This is a genomic window from Neobacillus terrisolis (assembly GCF_051233475.1).
In the GTDB taxonomy this organism is placed as follows: Bacteria; Bacillota; Bacilli; order Bacillales; family Cytobacillaceae; genus Bacillus_BU.
In genome coordinates this window covers 189,063-204,289 of sequence record NZ_JBKFGH010000008.1, presented here as the reverse complement: position 1 = coordinate 204,289, position 15,227 = coordinate 189,063, and the positions used below count along the sequence as shown (strand labels likewise).

Sequence of the window (15,227 nt, the reverse complement as noted above, 5' to 3'; positions counted from 1 at the left end):
CATATATCGTAAGAAAGGGATCTGTAGGCATGAAATGGTTGCTAGGGATTTTAATCAATGCGGTCCTGTTCATGGCCCTTGCTGGATATTTTAATGATTCATTTCAGCTATCGGGTGTTGGAGCAGCGGTTATCGCTAGTTTTGTTTTATCTTTTTTGAATATACTTGTTCGGCCGATCTTGATCATTTTAACCTTGCCAATCACCATTTTAACGCTTGGTTTCTTCTTGTTTGTCATTAATGCAATAACGTTAATGCTAACAGATTCGATCATGGGAGCCGATTTTGAAATCAATGGTTTTGGGATGACTTTATTTGTATCAATCATCATGTCATTCGTCAATGTGATCATTCAAAAAGTGCTATTAGATCGTAACGATAAGGAGCGAACATAAAAAGCCGGCAGCGAATTTGCCGGCTTTTTATCTAAATAGTACATCTAGGAACTGTGTACGTTCATTTTTTAGGCTGAAATCATTCATGCATTAATCACGGTATACGTATGGCTGATATCCTTTACTTCGCAGTTTTTGCAATAACTCATCTGCATTTTGTTTATCCTTGAAGGCGCCAGCCTGAACTTTAAATAAACCGGCATCTGAAAAAATGAAATTTTGGAAACCATCATTTTTTAGACGGGTAGCTAGTGCTTCGGCATTACTTCTTTGCTTAAAGGCACCAACCTGGACCTTATATAAATCTGTAGTGGGAGTTGGTGATGGCGATGGTGCAGGTGTTGGTGCCGGGGCTGGAGCTGGTTTTTTTACTAAGCCGAATTGTTCCGCGACCGCTTTAACGATGGCATCTGCACAAGTGCGCCGATAGCTTTCTGAACGAAGCAGTTTTATTTCTTCTGGGTTGGTCATAAACCCGCACTCGATTAGTACGGCGTCCATGTTTGTTTCCCTTAGTACATGGAAATCAGCTGTTTTCACACCGCGGTTTCGTAATCCTGTTTGAGCAATGAGGTTTCTTTGGATTTTTTGGGCAAGTGCCAGAGCAATTGACGGTCTTGACGGATAAATAAACGTTTCAATTCCACCTGCATCATTCCATGTTGTTCCATATGCATTTGCATGAATGGAAATATAAACATCAACACCTAAATTATTGGCGCTATTTGTTCTTTGCTGCAATGGTACATCGGTTTGGTCAGAGTGGGCATAATAGATGGTCACATTTTGATAGCCATCTAGGAAACCTTTTGCATATTCGGCAACTGCTCTGTTAAACTCGTACTCTCTCATGCCATCTGGACTTCGTTTTCCTGACGTGTTATACCCATGACCTGCATCTAACATGATTTTCATCTTACCACTCCTTTTCGAATCTCATTTGCTTTTTTGCAATAAGGGTTCACAAATAATATATGTTTAGAGCCTCGAAAAGGACATGGTTTTAGTGCCCATTTATGATGAAATAGTCAGAAATACTTTATATTATGAAAACAGTTCGTTTGGTTCTTTGAAAAAAAGTGCTAAAATATAGTTTATATTTAAACTTATTTTTTCTTTTATAAAAAGGAGGAGGCTCTTTTGCCAAAGGTTCGCACCAAAGATATCATTGAGAAGTTTAACTTAGAGCTGATCAGTGGAGAAGAAGGCATAAATCGCCCGATTACGACGAGTGACATTTCCCGGCCAGGGATTGAGATGGCAGGTTATTTCAACTATTATCCAGCAGAACGGATTCAATTATTAGGAAAAACTGAATTATCTTTTTTTGAAAGACTCAATGAAGTGGAGCGGGAATATCGGATGGATCAACTCTGCACAGATATTACGCCAGCTATTATTGTGACAAGGGATATGAATGTTCCAATCGAGCTCATTGAGGCATCCGAACGGGAATCGGTTCCAGTAATGCGAACCCATATGGTAACAACAAGATTTTCTAGTCGTTTAACGAATTTTCTGGAAAGTCAGCTGGCACCAACCACAGCAGTGCATGGTGTTCTAGTCGATATTTACGGGATTGGTGTGTTAATTACCGGTAAAAGTGGTGTCGGAAAAAGTGAGACCGCGCTTGAGCTTGTGAAACGAGGCCACCGCCTAGTTGCGGATGATTGTGTGGAAATTCGCCAGGAGGATCAGGATACACTGGTTGGCCACGCACCTGAGTTAATCGAACATTTACTTGAAATTCGCGGCCTAGGAATTATTAATGTGATGACATTGTTTGGGGCAGGCTCGGTCCGCAGCCATAAACGAATTACATTGGTGATTAATTTGGAGCTTTGGGATCAAAACAAGCAATATGACCGGCTTGGCTTAGATGAAGAAAAAATGAAAATTATTGATACCGAAATAACGAAGCTCACTGTTCCGGTTCGTCCAGGACGAAATCTTGCGGTTATTATCGAGGTAGCGGCAATGAATTTCCGCTTAAAGCGAATGGGTGTTAATGCCGCAGAGCAATTTACACATCGTTTAACAGACGCAATTGAAGACGTCGATCACGAAGAGTATTAATTTGATAAGCATACGGCAGGAATGTGGATTAACAGCCTTCTATTGCGTGAGATAAAGGAGAAATGATAATGGAAGAAACGATACAACCGATTGACCCAATTGCCATTTCGCTTGGACCGCTTCAAGTGCACTGGTATGGGGTCATCATTGGGACCGGGATTGCCCTGGCACTTTGGCTCGCCATGCGCGAGGGCGATCGACGGGGGCTGCCAAAAGAGGCCTTCCCGGATTTAATGATTTGGGCGATCCCTATCGCCATTATTAGTGCGCGTATTTACTATGTTATTTTTGAATGGGATTATTATGCGGTTCATCCCGCCGATATCCCGAAAATTTGGAATGGTGGAATTGCGATTCACGGTGCGCTAATTGGTTCAGTGGCAACAGCTTATTTTTTTACTAAAAAGAATAATATATCGTTCTGGAAGCTGGCGGATATTGCAGCACCCAGTATTATCTTGGGCCAAGCGATTGGCAGATGGGGCAACTTCATTAATCAAGAGGCGCACGGCGGTGAAGTGAGCCGGACCTTTTTAGAAAATCTGTTTTTACCCGATTTTATTATTAATCAAATGTACATTAATGGTACTTATTATCATCCGACCTTCTTATATGAATCCATCTGGAATTTGGCTGGGGTGTTCATTTTACTTGGATTACGAAAAGTTAACTTGCGCCGCGGCGAAATCTTTTTGGCTTACATAGTCTGGTATTCGATTGGACGCTTCTTTGTAGAAGGTTTGCGGACTGATAGCCTCATGCTGACAGAAAATCTCCGCATGGCCCAAACGATATCAATTGGCTTAATCATACTGGCCATTGCCCTTTTCGTGTTTAGGAGAAAAAAGGGATTAGCCGATGTTCATTATTTAGATAAACGTAATTAACACAAAAAGGTGGGAAGAGGAATGTTGCTTGCTTCCGTACGGAAGGGTTTATTGGTTGGGCTTAAAACAACCTGGACGTTTGGGAGAATTATTTTTCCCGTCACCCTCATTGTTTCGATATTAAAGCATACACCAGTACTCCCTTGGTTAATCGATCTTATTGCTCCATTTATGGGCTGGCTCGGTTTATCCGGGGATGCAGCGATCCCACTTGTTATCGGTAATTTTTTAAATTTGTATGCGGCGATAGGAGCTATTTTGACACTTGATTTAACTGTTAAAGAAGTTTTTATAATTGCTGTGATGCTGTCTTTTTCTCATAACATGTTTATTGAATCAAGTGTCGCTCTGGCGGTTGGTGTGAAGCTGTGGATTGTCTTGGTCGTTCGTCTTGGCTTAGCCTTTTTGTCGGGTTTGATGATTCATCTTGTTTGGCAAGGTGGAACTGAACTTGCCGATTACGGACTTGTCTCTGCCAAAGAAGCAAATGTCAGCGGATTTTGGAATGTGTTTATTGAAGGGCTACAAACAGCCGGAATGGGTATCATTCAATTGGCGATAATTGTCATTCCGTTTATGATGGTTATACAGGTATTGAAGGATTTGAAATGGATTGATGTGTTTTCGCGCTGGGTTGCCCCAGGAACCCGGATATTAGGAATGAAGGAAAATACATCAACGACACTGGCAGCAGGACTGCTGCTCGGGTTAGCCTATGGGGCAGGTGTCATGGTACAGGCAGTTAAAGAGGATGGAGTAAGTAAGAAAGATGTTACCCTGGCCTTTTTATTTTTAATGGCTTGTCATGCCGTTGTCGAGGATACACTGATCTTTATGCCGCTTGGAATACCGGTTTTGCCGCTCTTACTGATAAGGATAGGAGTCGCCTTTTTATTAACGCTAGTTGTGTCAACGCTCTGGAATCGAGCAGAGGATGCAAAAAGAAAGGAAGCAGCAAGTATATGAACCAGAATATTAATACAGTACTTTTTGACTTAGATGGCACGTTGATTGATACAAATGAACTAATTATCTCTTCTTTTTTACACACGCTTGAAATTTTCCATCCTGGTGAATACAAACGGAACGATGTTCTGCCGTTTATCGGTCCAACCTTGGTCGAAACGTTTTCAAAAATTAATGAAGCAAAGTGCGACGAAATGGTCAAAACGTATCGCGAATTCAATATTTCCAACCATGATCTTCTTGTCCAGGAATATGAGGGGGTTTATGAGACTCTTTCCGTATTGAAGGAAAACGATTATAAGGTTGGGATTGTCACAACCAAAATGCTGAATGTAACGATGATGGGTCTGAAGCTTACGAAGATGGATCATTTCTTTGATACGATCGTGGCGCTTGATCATGTTAACCATCCAAAGCCTCATCCAGAGCCAATCTTTAAGGCATTAGAGCAGCTGGATTCTCGTCCTGAGAATGCGATGATGGTCGGTGATAATTACCATGATGTTCTTGCCGGGAAAAATGCCGGAACAAAAACAGCTGGGGTTGCTTGGGCTGTTAAGGGACGGGAATCGTTGGAGGTTCATCACCCTGACTATATGCTGGATAATATGCGCGACCTTCTGCCAATTCTTGGGGTTAAGGTGCGATGAGAAATACAACGCGCTATCCGGTTGAAGGCTCCAATTCGTTGTGGCAAGTATATAAAACTGTCTCGTTTTGGAAAGTTGCAAAAAACTTCATAGTTATACAGATAGCACGCTTTACTCCTTTCTTGAGTGTGAAAAACTGGCTATATCGTACATTTCTACGGATGAAGGTTGGTGAGAAAACCTCATTTGCGTTAATGGTTGTACCAGATGTGATGTTTCCAGAAATGATCAGTGTTGGCAGCAATACGATTATCGGCTACAACACGACCATCTTAGCCCATGAATATTTAATTAAGGAGTATCGACTTGGTCCAGTGGTGATTGGAAACGAAGTAATGATCGGTGCCAATTCCACTATCCTGCCTGGTATTACCATTGGTGAAGGAGCAATCGTCGCCGCTGGTTCACTCGTCCACAAAGATGTCCCACCGGGAGCATTTGTCGGAGGAAACCCAATGCGTCTTATCAAATAGGGTGCCTGCCCCCGGTGACTTAACACGTTAAAGCACCGGGGGACAGGCACCTTTTGCTTTACCGCGCTAATAGAGCGGGGGACAGTCCCCCGGTGCGGTGATGCGTTAAATTTAGTGGAATTTACATCCATTTTGGTCTTGACGAATGATGTCTGGAAGAGTACACTTACATATAACTTCATTATGCTAATACATTAGCGAACTAAAGGATTTCGGATTTTTCAAATTAGATTAACGATATATGACGATAAAAGGGTGAGCTTATGAGTCTATTTATGTTTGAAAAGCCGCTTGGGATGAGAGACACTTTACCAGACTTATATGAAACAAAGCAGCGGGTTAAGCGGAAATTAGAAGAGGAAATGAAGCGCTGGGGCTATCAATTTATCGAAACGCCGACGCTTGAATATTTTGATACAGTTGGATCAGCATCGGCTATTTTAGATCAAATGCTATTTAAGCTGTTGGATCAGCAAGGACATACGCTTGTTCTTCGTCCGGACATGACCACGCCAATCGCACGGGTGGCGGTTTCCAAGCTATTAAAGGATTTACCGTTGCGTCTTGCTAGCTCGGCCAATTTATTTCGTGCCCAGCAGCGCGAAGGCGGCAGACCGGCCGAGTTTGAACAAATCGGCGTAGAATTAATTGCGGACGATACGTTAAGTGCAGATGCTGAGGTCATTGCGTTAATGGTGTCCTCCATTAAGGCAGCTGGCTTACAGGATTTCAAAATCTCAGTCGGCCATATTGGCTTTGTACAAGAGTTATTCCTGCAAATCTTAGGAACAGAAGAGCGCGCCAAAACGCTAACGAAATATTTATATGAGAAAAACTATGTCGGTTATCGCGAGCATGTGAAATCATTGCCGCTTTCATCGATTGATAAACAGCGTTTATATGACCTATTGCAGCTGCGCGGTGGTGCAGAGGTAATCGAAAGCGCCTTTGCACTGATTGAAAACGAGGCAGGCCGTGAAGCGATTCAGCAGCTCCGTCAATTATGGGATATCATTTCCGATTATGGAGTCGCAGAATACGTGAAATTCGACCTCACGTTAATTAATCATATGAGCTACTATACCGGTATTTTATTTGAATTATATGCAGGCAAAGTCGGATTCCCGCTTGGAAGTGGCGGCCGCTACGATAAGCTGTTAGAAAAATTCGGGAAAGAAACAGGAGCAACAGGCTTTGCGGTTCGCGTCGACCGTCTGCTTGAAGCACTCGGCCATCTGGAAAAGCCTGAACCAATCAGCTGCATTCTGTTCAGTGAAGAACGCCGCAAAGAAGCGTTCCAATTAGCCGTTCAAAAACGCTCCGAAGGCGAACAGGTTGTTTTGCAAGACATCAACGGAGTAAAAAATGTGGATTCGTTAACGAATAAATTTGCAGATACCGTCTTTTTACTCGGAAAACAAGAAAGGGGGTCTGTTGAATGAGTACCAATACAATGCTAACCATCGCCATGCCGAAGGGCAGAATTTTTGAGGAAGCCTCTGATTTACTTAGAAAAGCAGGCTTCCGCTTGCCACCGGAATTTGAGGATTCACGCAAGCTGATTATCGATGTCCCTGAGGAAAATTTTCGGTTTATTCTGGCAAAGCCAATGGATGTGCCCACATATGTTGAGCATGGTGTAGCTGATTTGGGGATTGCCGGTAAGGATGTTATGCTCGAAGAAGATCGTGATGTGTATGAATTATTAGATTTAAAGATTAGTAAATGCTATCTTGCTGTAGCTGGACTGCCAAACACAGAGATGAACAATGTCGCACCGAAGATTGCGACAAAATATCCGAAAGTTACGGCAGCCTATTTCCGCCAGCAGGGTGAACAAGTCGAAGTGATTAAACTCAATGGTTCAATCGAATTAGCCCCAATCATCGGTTTGGCCGATCGCATTGTTGATATCGTTTCAACTGGCCGGACCCTCGTTGAAAACGGTCTGGTCGAATACGAACAAATCGTGGGCATTACTTCCAGATTAATCGTCAACCCGGTTAGCTATCAAATTAAGGATGAACGGATTCGCGAACTAGTGGAGCGCTTAAGTGAAGTGATTTAATTGCTTCAGAAAGGATGATATTTCGTGAAAATCTTGCAGGTTAGTGAAGATATTTCTATTAAAAGGTCGGTTGACGCGGGTACTGAGGAACAGCGCGCCGCGGTCAAAGCCATTATCAATGATGTGCGCATCAATGGAGATTACGCCTTAAAACAATATACAGAAAAATTCGATGGCATCTCGCTGTCCAGCTTTTTAGTAAGCGAGGAAGAAATCAACGCTGCATATGAAAATATTAGCGATAATCAGCTGGCAATTATCAAGGAAGCAGCGGCCAATATTCGTGCCTTTCACGAAAAGCAGCTGCGCCCATCTTGGATGACGACGGAGAAGAACGGAACGATTCTTGGTCAAAAAGTAACCCCACTTGATTCAGTCGGACTATATGTTCCTGGCGGTACAGCTGCTTACCCTTCGTCCGTGCTGATGAATGTGATTCCAGCACAAACCGCTGGAGTTGAGCGGATTGTGGTCGTATCTCCTCCTGGTAAAAATGGTACCATTCCCGCGGCCGTTTTAGTTGCGGCACATGTGGCAGGAGCGAAGGAAATCTATAAGGTTGGCGGTGCCCAAGCAATCGCGGCTCTCGCATATGGTACTGAAACCATCAAGCCGGTCGATAAAATTACCGGTCCGGGAAATATTTTTGTGGCATTAGCAAAGCGCGAGGTATTCGGTGATGTTGATATTGATATGATTGCCGGTCCAAGTGAAATTGCCGTGTTAGCAGATGACACGGCACGAGCGAATGAGGTTGCGGCTGACTTGTTATCACAAGCCGAGCACGATCCGCGCGCTTGCAGCGTGTTGGTTACTCCCTCAAGACAGCTTGCCGAAGCCGTCTCTGCCGAGGTTGAGAAGCAACTGACTGATTTACCGCGCCGAGAAATTGCCCAAGCATCGATTGATCATTACGGCACGATTTATGTTACGGAAACAATGGACGAAGCAGTCGAAACGATTAATAAGCTTGCGCCGGAGCACCTTGAAATCGTCACGGAAAATGCAATGGAGCTTCTCGGTCGGATTCGCCACGCTGGAGCCATCTTTATTGGACGCTACAGCTCTGAACCGGTTGGAGATTATTTTGCCGGTCCAAACCATGTATTGCCGACAAATGGAACAGCGCGTTTTTCCAGTCCGTTAAACGTGGAGGATTTTCAGAAAAAATCAAGCGTGATTGTATATAGTGAGGCGGCTTTCCATGAGAATGCGGCGAAAATTGCTGAGTTTGCTCGAATCGAAGGGCTTGAAGCTCACGCACGGGCGATTGAAGCACGGTTTAAAAATTAAATGATAAAAAACCATAAACGGAATGAACGTTGAAACTAGTTTTATTTTTTGTTGATTGGAGCGGAAGGCGCGAGACTCCTGCGGGAGAAGCGAATCACGGGAGACCCCACAGACGCCAAGGCGTCGAGGAGGCTCCCGGATCGCCCGCGGAAAGCGAGCGCCTAGAGCGGAAATCAACAAATCGATACAATTTATTAAAATTGGAGGGTCAAACATGGAAAGAACGGCAAGTGTAATTCGGAAAACGAATGAAACGGATATAAAGCTGCAATTATCTATTGATGGTGAAGGTCAGTCTGATATTGAAACGGGCGTGCCGTTTATGAACCATATGCTTGACCTGTTTACAAAGCACGGTCAGTTCAATTTATCGGTCGATGCCAAGGGTGATATTGAAATCGATGATCATCATACGACTGAGGATATTGGTATTTGCATTGGCCAAGCACTTAGAGAAGCATTAGGCGATAAAAAAGGAATCAAGCGTTACGGCAACGCCTTCGTGCCGATGGATGAAGCGTTAGCGCAGGTAGTAATCGATTTAAGCAATCGTCCCCACTTAGAAATGCGTGCAGAGTTCCCGAGTCAAAAGGTTGGTACATTTGATACGGAGCTCGTTCATGAGTTTCTTTGGAAGCTGGCACTTGAGGCTCGCATGAATTTGCACGTCATCGTTCACTATGGCCACAATACCCATCACATCATTGAAGCAGTATTTAAGGCTTTGGGCCGGGCGCTCGATGATGCAACGACAATTGACCCTCGCATTAAAGGGGTTCCATCAACGAAAGGAATGTTGTAAATGATCGGGATCATTGATTATGGGATGGGAAATCTGTTCAGCGTCAGCAAGGCGCTTGAACGGCTAAACGTTCCCTATTTTATCTCAGAAAATAAAGATGAGCTGTTAGCGGCAGATGCTCTTCTTTTACCTGGAGTGGGTGCCTTTCGTGATGCGATTGAACGTTTGAACGAAACGGGGCTGGCTGACATGGTCCGCAGCTATATCGCCAGCGGCAAACCGCTACTGGGAATTTGCCTTGGCATGCAGCTTCTGTTTGAAGAAAGTGAGGAAAACGGGGTTACGAAAGGGCTTGGCATTCTCCCTGGCCGCGTTGTCCGCTTTGCCGGCCATACAAAGGAAGGACAAGCTTATAAGGTTCCGCACATGGGCTGGAATAAGCTCCACTATCTGCATGAGTCGCCGATTTTGAAGGAGATTACCGAAGACTATGTATATTTTGTTCATTCTTATTATGTAACGACCGAGGATCGCGATGTTGTCATTGCGGAGGCGGAGTATGATGTGAGGGTTCCTGCGGTTGTCGGTCGTGGCAATGTGTATGGCATGCAGTTCCATCCGGAAAAGAGCAGCCGTTTAGGCATGGAGCTTTTGCGTAACTTTACGGAGCTGGCTGTGAAAAGGAGTGGGGTTTAATGAGCTTTATTATTTATCCAGCAATCGATATGAGAGGCGGGAAGTGTGTACGCCTTCTTCAAGGTGATTACGATAAAGAAACCGTATATGGGGATTCTCCGTTTGAAATGGCGAAGCAGTTTGCGGACGCAGGCGCTTCATGGATTCATATGGTTGATTTAGACGGTGCGAAGGACGGCAAGCGCGTAAATGATACGTTTGTGATTCAAGCGGCGCAGAACCTTGACGCTAAAGTGCAAATCGGCGGGGGAATTAGAACAGAAGCGGATATTGCCCATTATTTAGAGCGCGGCATCGAGCGGGTCATTATCGGAAGTATCGCCGTTTCTAATCCTGATTTTGCGATCGAGATGATTAAGAAATATGGCCGTCATATTGCTGTTGGTATTGATGCGAAAAATGGCTATGTTGCGACACACGGTTGGCTCAATACTTCTGAGATGAAGGCAGTTGAGCTTGGCAAGCGCTTTGCGGATGCCGGAGCGGAGACGTTTATTTTTACAGACATCGCAACAGACGGGATGCTGTCAGGACCGAATGTAGATGCGGTCGTTCAGATGGCTGTTGAGACTGGAAAAAGTGTCATTGCTTCCGGTGGAGTGAGTTCGTTGGCTGATTTGACGAAGCTTAAGACATATGCAGGACAAGGAGTGTCCGGCGCCATTGTCGGTAAGGCGATTTATGAGGGTCGCTTTACGGTTCGCGAGGCGTTAGAAGAGGTGAGAGGATAATGTTGACGAAACGAATTATTCCTTGCCTTGATGTAAAAGAAGGACGGGTTGTCAAGGGCATTCAGTTCGTCCAGCTTCGCGACGCTGGTGATCCGGTTGAACTGGCTCGTTTTTACGACGAGCAGGGTGCCGATGAATTAGTATTCCTTGATATATCCGCTTCGCATGAGGGGCGGAAGACGATGACGGAAGTGGTAAAGGCTGTCGCTTCAGAGCTGGCGATTCCGTTTACGGTTGGCGGCGGAATCAACTCATTAGAGGATATGAAACGGATGCTTCGTGCCGGAGCCGATAAGGTATCGCTTAATACGGCTGCTTTGTTGAATCCTGATTTGATCAATGAGGGGGCAAGCTTTTTTGGCTCGCAATGTATTGTATGTGCAATCGATGCGAAGTACGATGAGGAGCTTGGTTCTTGGCGCGTGTTTACTCATGGCGGCCGCAATGCGACGGAATGGGAAGTGATTGCCTGGGCGAAGGAAGCTGTTGGTCGAGGGGCTGGAGAAATTTTGCTAACCAGTATGGACTGTGATGGTGAAAAGGCTGGCTTTGATATTGCGTTAACGAAGGCGGTCAGTGAAGCAGTGCATGTTCCGGTTATTGCTTCGGGCGGAGCTGGAAACGCCGAACATTTTGCTGATGCTTTTGTAAAAGGACGTGCTGATGCCGCTTTGGCTGCATCAATTTTTCATTATAAAGAAACCTCTGTCAGTGAGGTTAAAGCGTTTTTACGGGAAAGAGGAGTTGAAGTGCGATGAATATTGCCGAAATCAAATTTGATGAGAAGGGGCTCGTTGCCGCCATCGTTCAGGATATCGCGACAAAGGAAGTCCTCACCCTAGCGTATATGAATAAGGAATCGTTGGAAAAATCGCTTGAGACAGGTGAAACTTGGTTTTATAGCCGCTCACGAGCAGAGCTTTGGCATAAAGGCGCCACTAGCGGGAACACGCAGCGGATTGTAGAAATCAAATATGACTGTGATAAGGACGCTTTATTAGTGTTGGTTGTACCTGCTGGTCCAGCTTGCCACCACGGGACAGTTAGCTGTTTTGTAGAAAGCTTGTATACTGCCGAGGCTGCTGGTGATATTTCAAGTTTGTCTGATTACGAGATTCTGTTGAAGCTTGAAAAAGTAATCAAGGATCGCGAAGAAAAAATGCCTGAAGGGGCTTATACAACGTATTTATTTGAAAAGGGCGTTGATAAGATTCTGAAGAAGGTTGGCGAAGAAGCTGCAGAAGTGATTATTGCAGCGAAAAATCGCTCTCACGAAGAATTGAAATGGGAAGCATCTGATTTGCTTTATCACTTGTTGGTGTTATTGCGTGAACAAAAACTTCCATTTGCAGAGATTTTGAAGGTGCTGGAGACTCGGCATAAATAATTCGTTTTCAAGGACCGGCAACATGGCGAGTGTTGCCGGCCTTGTTTGTGTCTAAAATATGGCGAATACGGATGGAATGTTCAAATCCACGGATAAAGTACTAAAATTCACGGATAGGACTTCAAAATCCACGGATAGAATCGTAACAGTTCCAAAAGCCCCAGCTATTTGTACCCCTCCTCATGTCGATTTCTTTCTCGACAATCCCACTTCTCTATAAGCAAGTACCTGTGTTATACTACATAAGTTAAAAAAGTTTTTACAGGAGGCTTTCATGAGTAAAGACTCTAAAGCTACAAAGCAAAAAGCAAAGATTCTTTCATTTGTTCCAACGGCAGAGTACTATTTTACAAAGGGTGTAAAAGCTTACAATCGCCGTGATTTTCATAAAGCAAAAAAATATTTCCTTCGTGCGCTTCAGTTGGACCCAGGTGAACCGATGATCACTTGCCAGCTTGCTGTTTTGCATACGGAAATGGGTGAATATCAACAGTCCAATCGCCTCCTCCACACGATACTGGATGAGTTAGATGAAGAACTGTATGAGTGTCACTATTTCCTTGCAAATAATTATGCCCACCTAGGTCTATTTAAAGATGCTCATCATCATGCAAACCTCTATTTAGAACTTGATCCATACGGGGAATTCACGGATGATACGGAGGAATTACTTGAGCTTCTTAACTTAGAAGCAGAGGAAATTGACGAGGATGATTTCTACGAGCATGACGACTTAATCGTCCAGCAGGAACAAGCGCGCGACTTGCTAGAATCCGGTCATTTTCCAAAGGCAATCGAGGTATTAAGCAGCATCATCGAAAATTACCCTGAGTACTGGTCGGCATATAATAACCTCGCACTGGCTTATTTTTACCTTGGTGAAGCCGATAAAGCGTTCGAAATTTTAAACGATGTCCTGCAAAAGAACCCAGGCAACCTGCATGCGATGTGCAACCGCTTGGTATTTGCCTATTATCAACAGGATGTCATTGAAGTAAAGAAACTTAAGGCCGTACTGGAAAAAATAAAGCCGTTGTCGATCGATCATCAATATAAGCTCGGAACGACGTTTGCGCTTGTTAAGGAATATGAACTCGCTTATACGTGGCTTCGGAAGTTGCAAAAACAAGGCTATGATGGCGAAGGCGCATTTTATTATTGGCTCACATATGCTGCGTATTTTACCGGGCATGAAACTGCAGCAAGAAATGTTTGGAAAAAGGTGTTAGAGCTGACGCCTGAAAAAGAAGGATTCGAGCCATGGAGCGATGATAAGGCTAATTACACTGGCTTTGAAGAGCATGTTCCTTCTATTATGAAGAAGCTAGATAGCAACTTTGTTGAGGAAAGATTGTTTGCCCTTTTCTTAACATCCGTTTCCAAGCAAAAGGATGATATTTTGTCCTCGATTTTTCGTAAAAACAACAAGAAATTTTCTAACTTGGAACGCGAATATCTATCTTGGATCAAATCGAATGATGTGGACGAGAAATTTACTGCTCATGAACCGGCAGAGATTCTTTATTCCCATCACCAGCCAATCGGCTCAGTTGAATCAGGACTTTATTTAATGTGGTTTTCCGTTTATGTGAAAATTTTAAATGAAGGTTTATCTTTAAAAAATAAACAAGCATGGGCCGCAGCGATTGAATATGTGTGGCTGCATTTACGATATGAAAAGATTACCCAGGCTGCTCTTGCGGGCAAATACAATCTTTCTACAGCTACCTTGCAAAAATATGTCAAACAAGTGAAAAACTTATTGGTTTGAGCAGATTTTTGGACTATCCGATGATGTTTTTATAGGATTAGTGTAAATACTAATTGTAGTAAAAGCTGTTTAGGATGAGCTGTAAGAAGGAGGAGAAAACAAGGTGTCAGAAGAAAAAATTTATGATGTCATCATTGCAGGGGCAGGCCCGGCTGGAATGACCGCTGCTGTATATACTTCACGTGCTAACTTGTCTACATTAATGATTGAGCGCGGTATTCCGGGTGGACAAATGGCCAATACCGAGGATGTTGAAAATTACCCTGGTTTTGAATCGATTTTAGGACCTGAGCTTTCAACCAAAATGTTCGAGCACGCAAAGAAATTCGGTGCTGAATATGCATACGGCGATATTAAAGAAGTAATTGACGGAGAAGAGTATAAAACCGTTGTGGCTGGAACGAAAGAATACAAAGCTCGCGCTGTTATTATTACAACAGGAGCAGAGTACAAGAAACTTGGCGTTCCTGGTGAAAAAGAATTAGGTGGCCGTGGTGTTTCGTATTGTGCGGTTTGTGACGGAGCTTTCTTTAAAAATAAAGAGCTTTACGTCATCGGTGGTGGAGATTCCGCTGTCGAAGAGGGTGTATACTTAACCCGTTTTGCTTCAAAAGTAACGATTGTTCATCGTCGTGATGAGCTTCGTGCCCAAAAGATTTTACAACAACGCGCATTCGATAATGAAAAAGTTGAATTTGTTTGGAGTCATACGGTAAAACAAATCAATGAAAAAAACGGTAAGGTCGGCAGCATTACCCTTGTTTCAACCAAGGATGGCTCAGAACAAGAATTACCGGCGGATGGTGTATTTATCTACGTTGGTATGATTCCGCTATCTAAACCGTTTGAAAGCCTCGGCATTACAAATGAAAATGGCTACATTGAAACAAATGAGCAAATGGAAACAAAAGTAGCCGGTATTTTTGCCGCTGGTGACATTCGTGAAAAAACATTGCGCCAAATTGTAACAGCAACAGGCGATGGTAGTATTGCCGCACAGGCTGTTCAGCATTATGTTGAAGAACTTAAAGAAAGCTTAAAAGCTAAAGCATAAAGAAGAAACCACGTTTAAAGGCGTGGTTTCTTTATGTC

17 protein-coding genes are annotated in these 15,227 nt (G+C 43.8%); 16 read left to right on the top strand and 1 reads right to left on the bottom strand.

From position 1 onward, the window contains the following. Positions 1 to 29: 29 nt before the first annotated feature. Positions 30 to 395, top strand: coding sequence for a phage holin family protein (locus tag ACI48O_RS06635; protein ID WP_435560950.1), 366 nt, complete (start codon positions 30 to 32; stop codon positions 393 to 395). Between the two features lie 90 nt (positions 396 to 485). Here the strand turns inward: ACI48O_RS06635 and ACI48O_RS06630 are convergent, their stop codons facing one another. After that, positions 486 to 1,310 carry an N-acetylmuramoyl-L-alanine amidase gene (locus tag ACI48O_RS06630; RefSeq protein ID WP_435560949.1) on the bottom strand — a complete coding sequence of 275 codons (825 nt, stop codon included), beginning with the start codon at positions 1,308 to 1,310 and terminating at the stop codon, positions 486 to 488. Positions 1,311 to 1,535: 225 nt separating this feature from the next. Between ACI48O_RS06630 and hprK the strand changes: the two genes are divergently transcribed. The 15 genes from hprK to trxB all read left to right on the top strand — a co-directional run bounded on the left by hprK (position 1,536) and on the right by trxB (position 15,189). Continuing rightward, complete coding sequence (hprK, locus tag ACI48O_RS06625) at positions 1,536 to 2,471, top strand: HPr(Ser) kinase/phosphatase (RefSeq protein WP_435560948.1); 936 nt, start codon at positions 1,536 to 1,538, stop codon at positions 2,469 to 2,471. Positions 2,472 to 2,539: 68 nt separating this feature from the next. Continuing rightward, positions 2,540 to 3,358 carry a prolipoprotein diacylglyceryl transferase gene (gene lgt / locus ACI48O_RS06620; protein ID WP_435560947.1) on the top strand — a complete coding sequence of 273 codons (819 nt, stop codon included), beginning with the start codon at positions 2,540 to 2,542 and terminating at the stop codon, positions 3,356 to 3,358. A 21-nt stretch (positions 3,359 to 3,379) separates the two neighbouring features. Beyond that, positions 3,380 to 4,324: a nucleoside recognition domain-containing protein gene (locus ACI48O_RS06615; RefSeq protein ID WP_435560946.1), complete on the top strand. Its 945-nt coding sequence runs from the start codon at positions 3,380 to 3,382 to the stop codon at positions 4,322 to 4,324. Beyond that, complete coding sequence (gene ppaX / locus ACI48O_RS06610) at positions 4,321 to 4,974, top strand: pyrophosphatase PpaX (RefSeq protein WP_435560945.1); 654 nt, start codon at positions 4,321 to 4,323, stop codon at positions 4,972 to 4,974. The genes ACI48O_RS06615 and ppaX overlap by 4 nt, the downstream gene beginning before the upstream one ends. After that, positions 4,971 to 5,447: an acyltransferase gene (locus tag ACI48O_RS06605; protein WP_435560944.1), complete on the top strand. Its 477-nt coding sequence runs from the start codon at positions 4,971 to 4,973 to the stop codon at positions 5,445 to 5,447. The genes ppaX and ACI48O_RS06605 overlap by 4 nt, the downstream gene beginning before the upstream one ends. A gap of 263 nt (positions 5,448 to 5,710) precedes the next feature. Continuing rightward, a complete protein-coding gene (locus tag ACI48O_RS06600) occupies positions 5,711 to 6,889 on the top strand; it encodes an ATP phosphoribosyltransferase regulatory subunit (protein WP_435560943.1) in 1,179 nt (392 codons plus the stop codon). Next, the gene (hisG, locus tag ACI48O_RS06595) at positions 6,886 to 7,515 is read left to right on the top strand and encodes an ATP phosphoribosyltransferase (protein WP_435560942.1); all 630 of its coding nucleotides are present in this window, start codon (positions 6,886 to 6,888) and stop codon (positions 7,513 to 7,515) included. The genes ACI48O_RS06600 and hisG overlap by 4 nt, the downstream gene beginning before the upstream one ends. 24 nt (positions 7,516 to 7,539) lie before the next feature. Next, entirely contained in the window at positions 7,540 to 8,808 is a 1,269-nt protein-coding gene (hisD, locus tag ACI48O_RS06590; protein ID WP_435560941.1) for a histidinol dehydrogenase, read from the top strand. A gap of 214 nt (positions 8,809 to 9,022) precedes the next feature. After that, positions 9,023 to 9,610: an imidazoleglycerol-phosphate dehydratase HisB gene (gene hisB, locus ACI48O_RS06585; protein ID WP_435560940.1), complete on the top strand. Its 588-nt coding sequence runs from the start codon at positions 9,023 to 9,025 to the stop codon at positions 9,608 to 9,610. Then, positions 9,611 to 10,246: an imidazole glycerol phosphate synthase subunit HisH gene (hisH, locus tag ACI48O_RS06580; protein ID WP_435560939.1), complete on the top strand. Its 636-nt coding sequence runs from the start codon at positions 9,611 to 9,613 to the stop codon at positions 10,244 to 10,246. It abuts the gene before it with no gap. Further along, positions 10,246 to 10,977 (top strand): 1-(5-phosphoribosyl)-5-[(5-phosphoribosylamino)methylideneamino]imidazole-4-carboxamide isomerase, encoded by a 732-nt coding sequence (gene hisA, locus ACI48O_RS06575; RefSeq protein ID WP_435560938.1) that lies wholly within the window; start codon positions 10,246 to 10,248, stop codon positions 10,975 to 10,977. Before hisH ends, hisA begins: the two co-directional genes overlap by 1 nt. Beyond that, positions 10,977 to 11,735: an imidazole glycerol phosphate synthase subunit HisF gene (hisF, locus tag ACI48O_RS06570; RefSeq protein ID WP_435560937.1), complete on the top strand. Its 759-nt coding sequence runs from the start codon at positions 10,977 to 10,979 to the stop codon at positions 11,733 to 11,735. The genes hisA and hisF overlap by 1 nt, the downstream gene beginning before the upstream one ends. After that, the gene (gene hisIE / locus ACI48O_RS06565; protein ID WP_435560936.1) at positions 11,732 to 12,364 is read left to right on the top strand and encodes a bifunctional phosphoribosyl-AMP cyclohydrolase/phosphoribosyl-ATP diphosphatase HisIE; all 633 of its coding nucleotides are present in this window, start codon (positions 11,732 to 11,734) and stop codon (positions 12,362 to 12,364) included. Before hisF ends, hisIE begins: the two co-directional genes overlap by 4 nt. 274 nt (positions 12,365 to 12,638) lie before the next feature. Next, complete coding sequence (locus tag ACI48O_RS06560) at positions 12,639 to 14,135, top strand: tetratricopeptide repeat protein (RefSeq protein ID WP_435560935.1); 1,497 nt, start codon at positions 12,639 to 12,641, stop codon at positions 14,133 to 14,135. A gap of 103 nt (positions 14,136 to 14,238) precedes the next feature. Then, entirely contained in the window at positions 14,239 to 15,189 is a 951-nt protein-coding gene (gene trxB / locus ACI48O_RS06555; protein ID WP_435560934.1) for a thioredoxin-disulfide reductase, read from the top strand. The last annotated feature ends 38 nt before the right edge of the window (positions 15,190 to 15,227 follow it).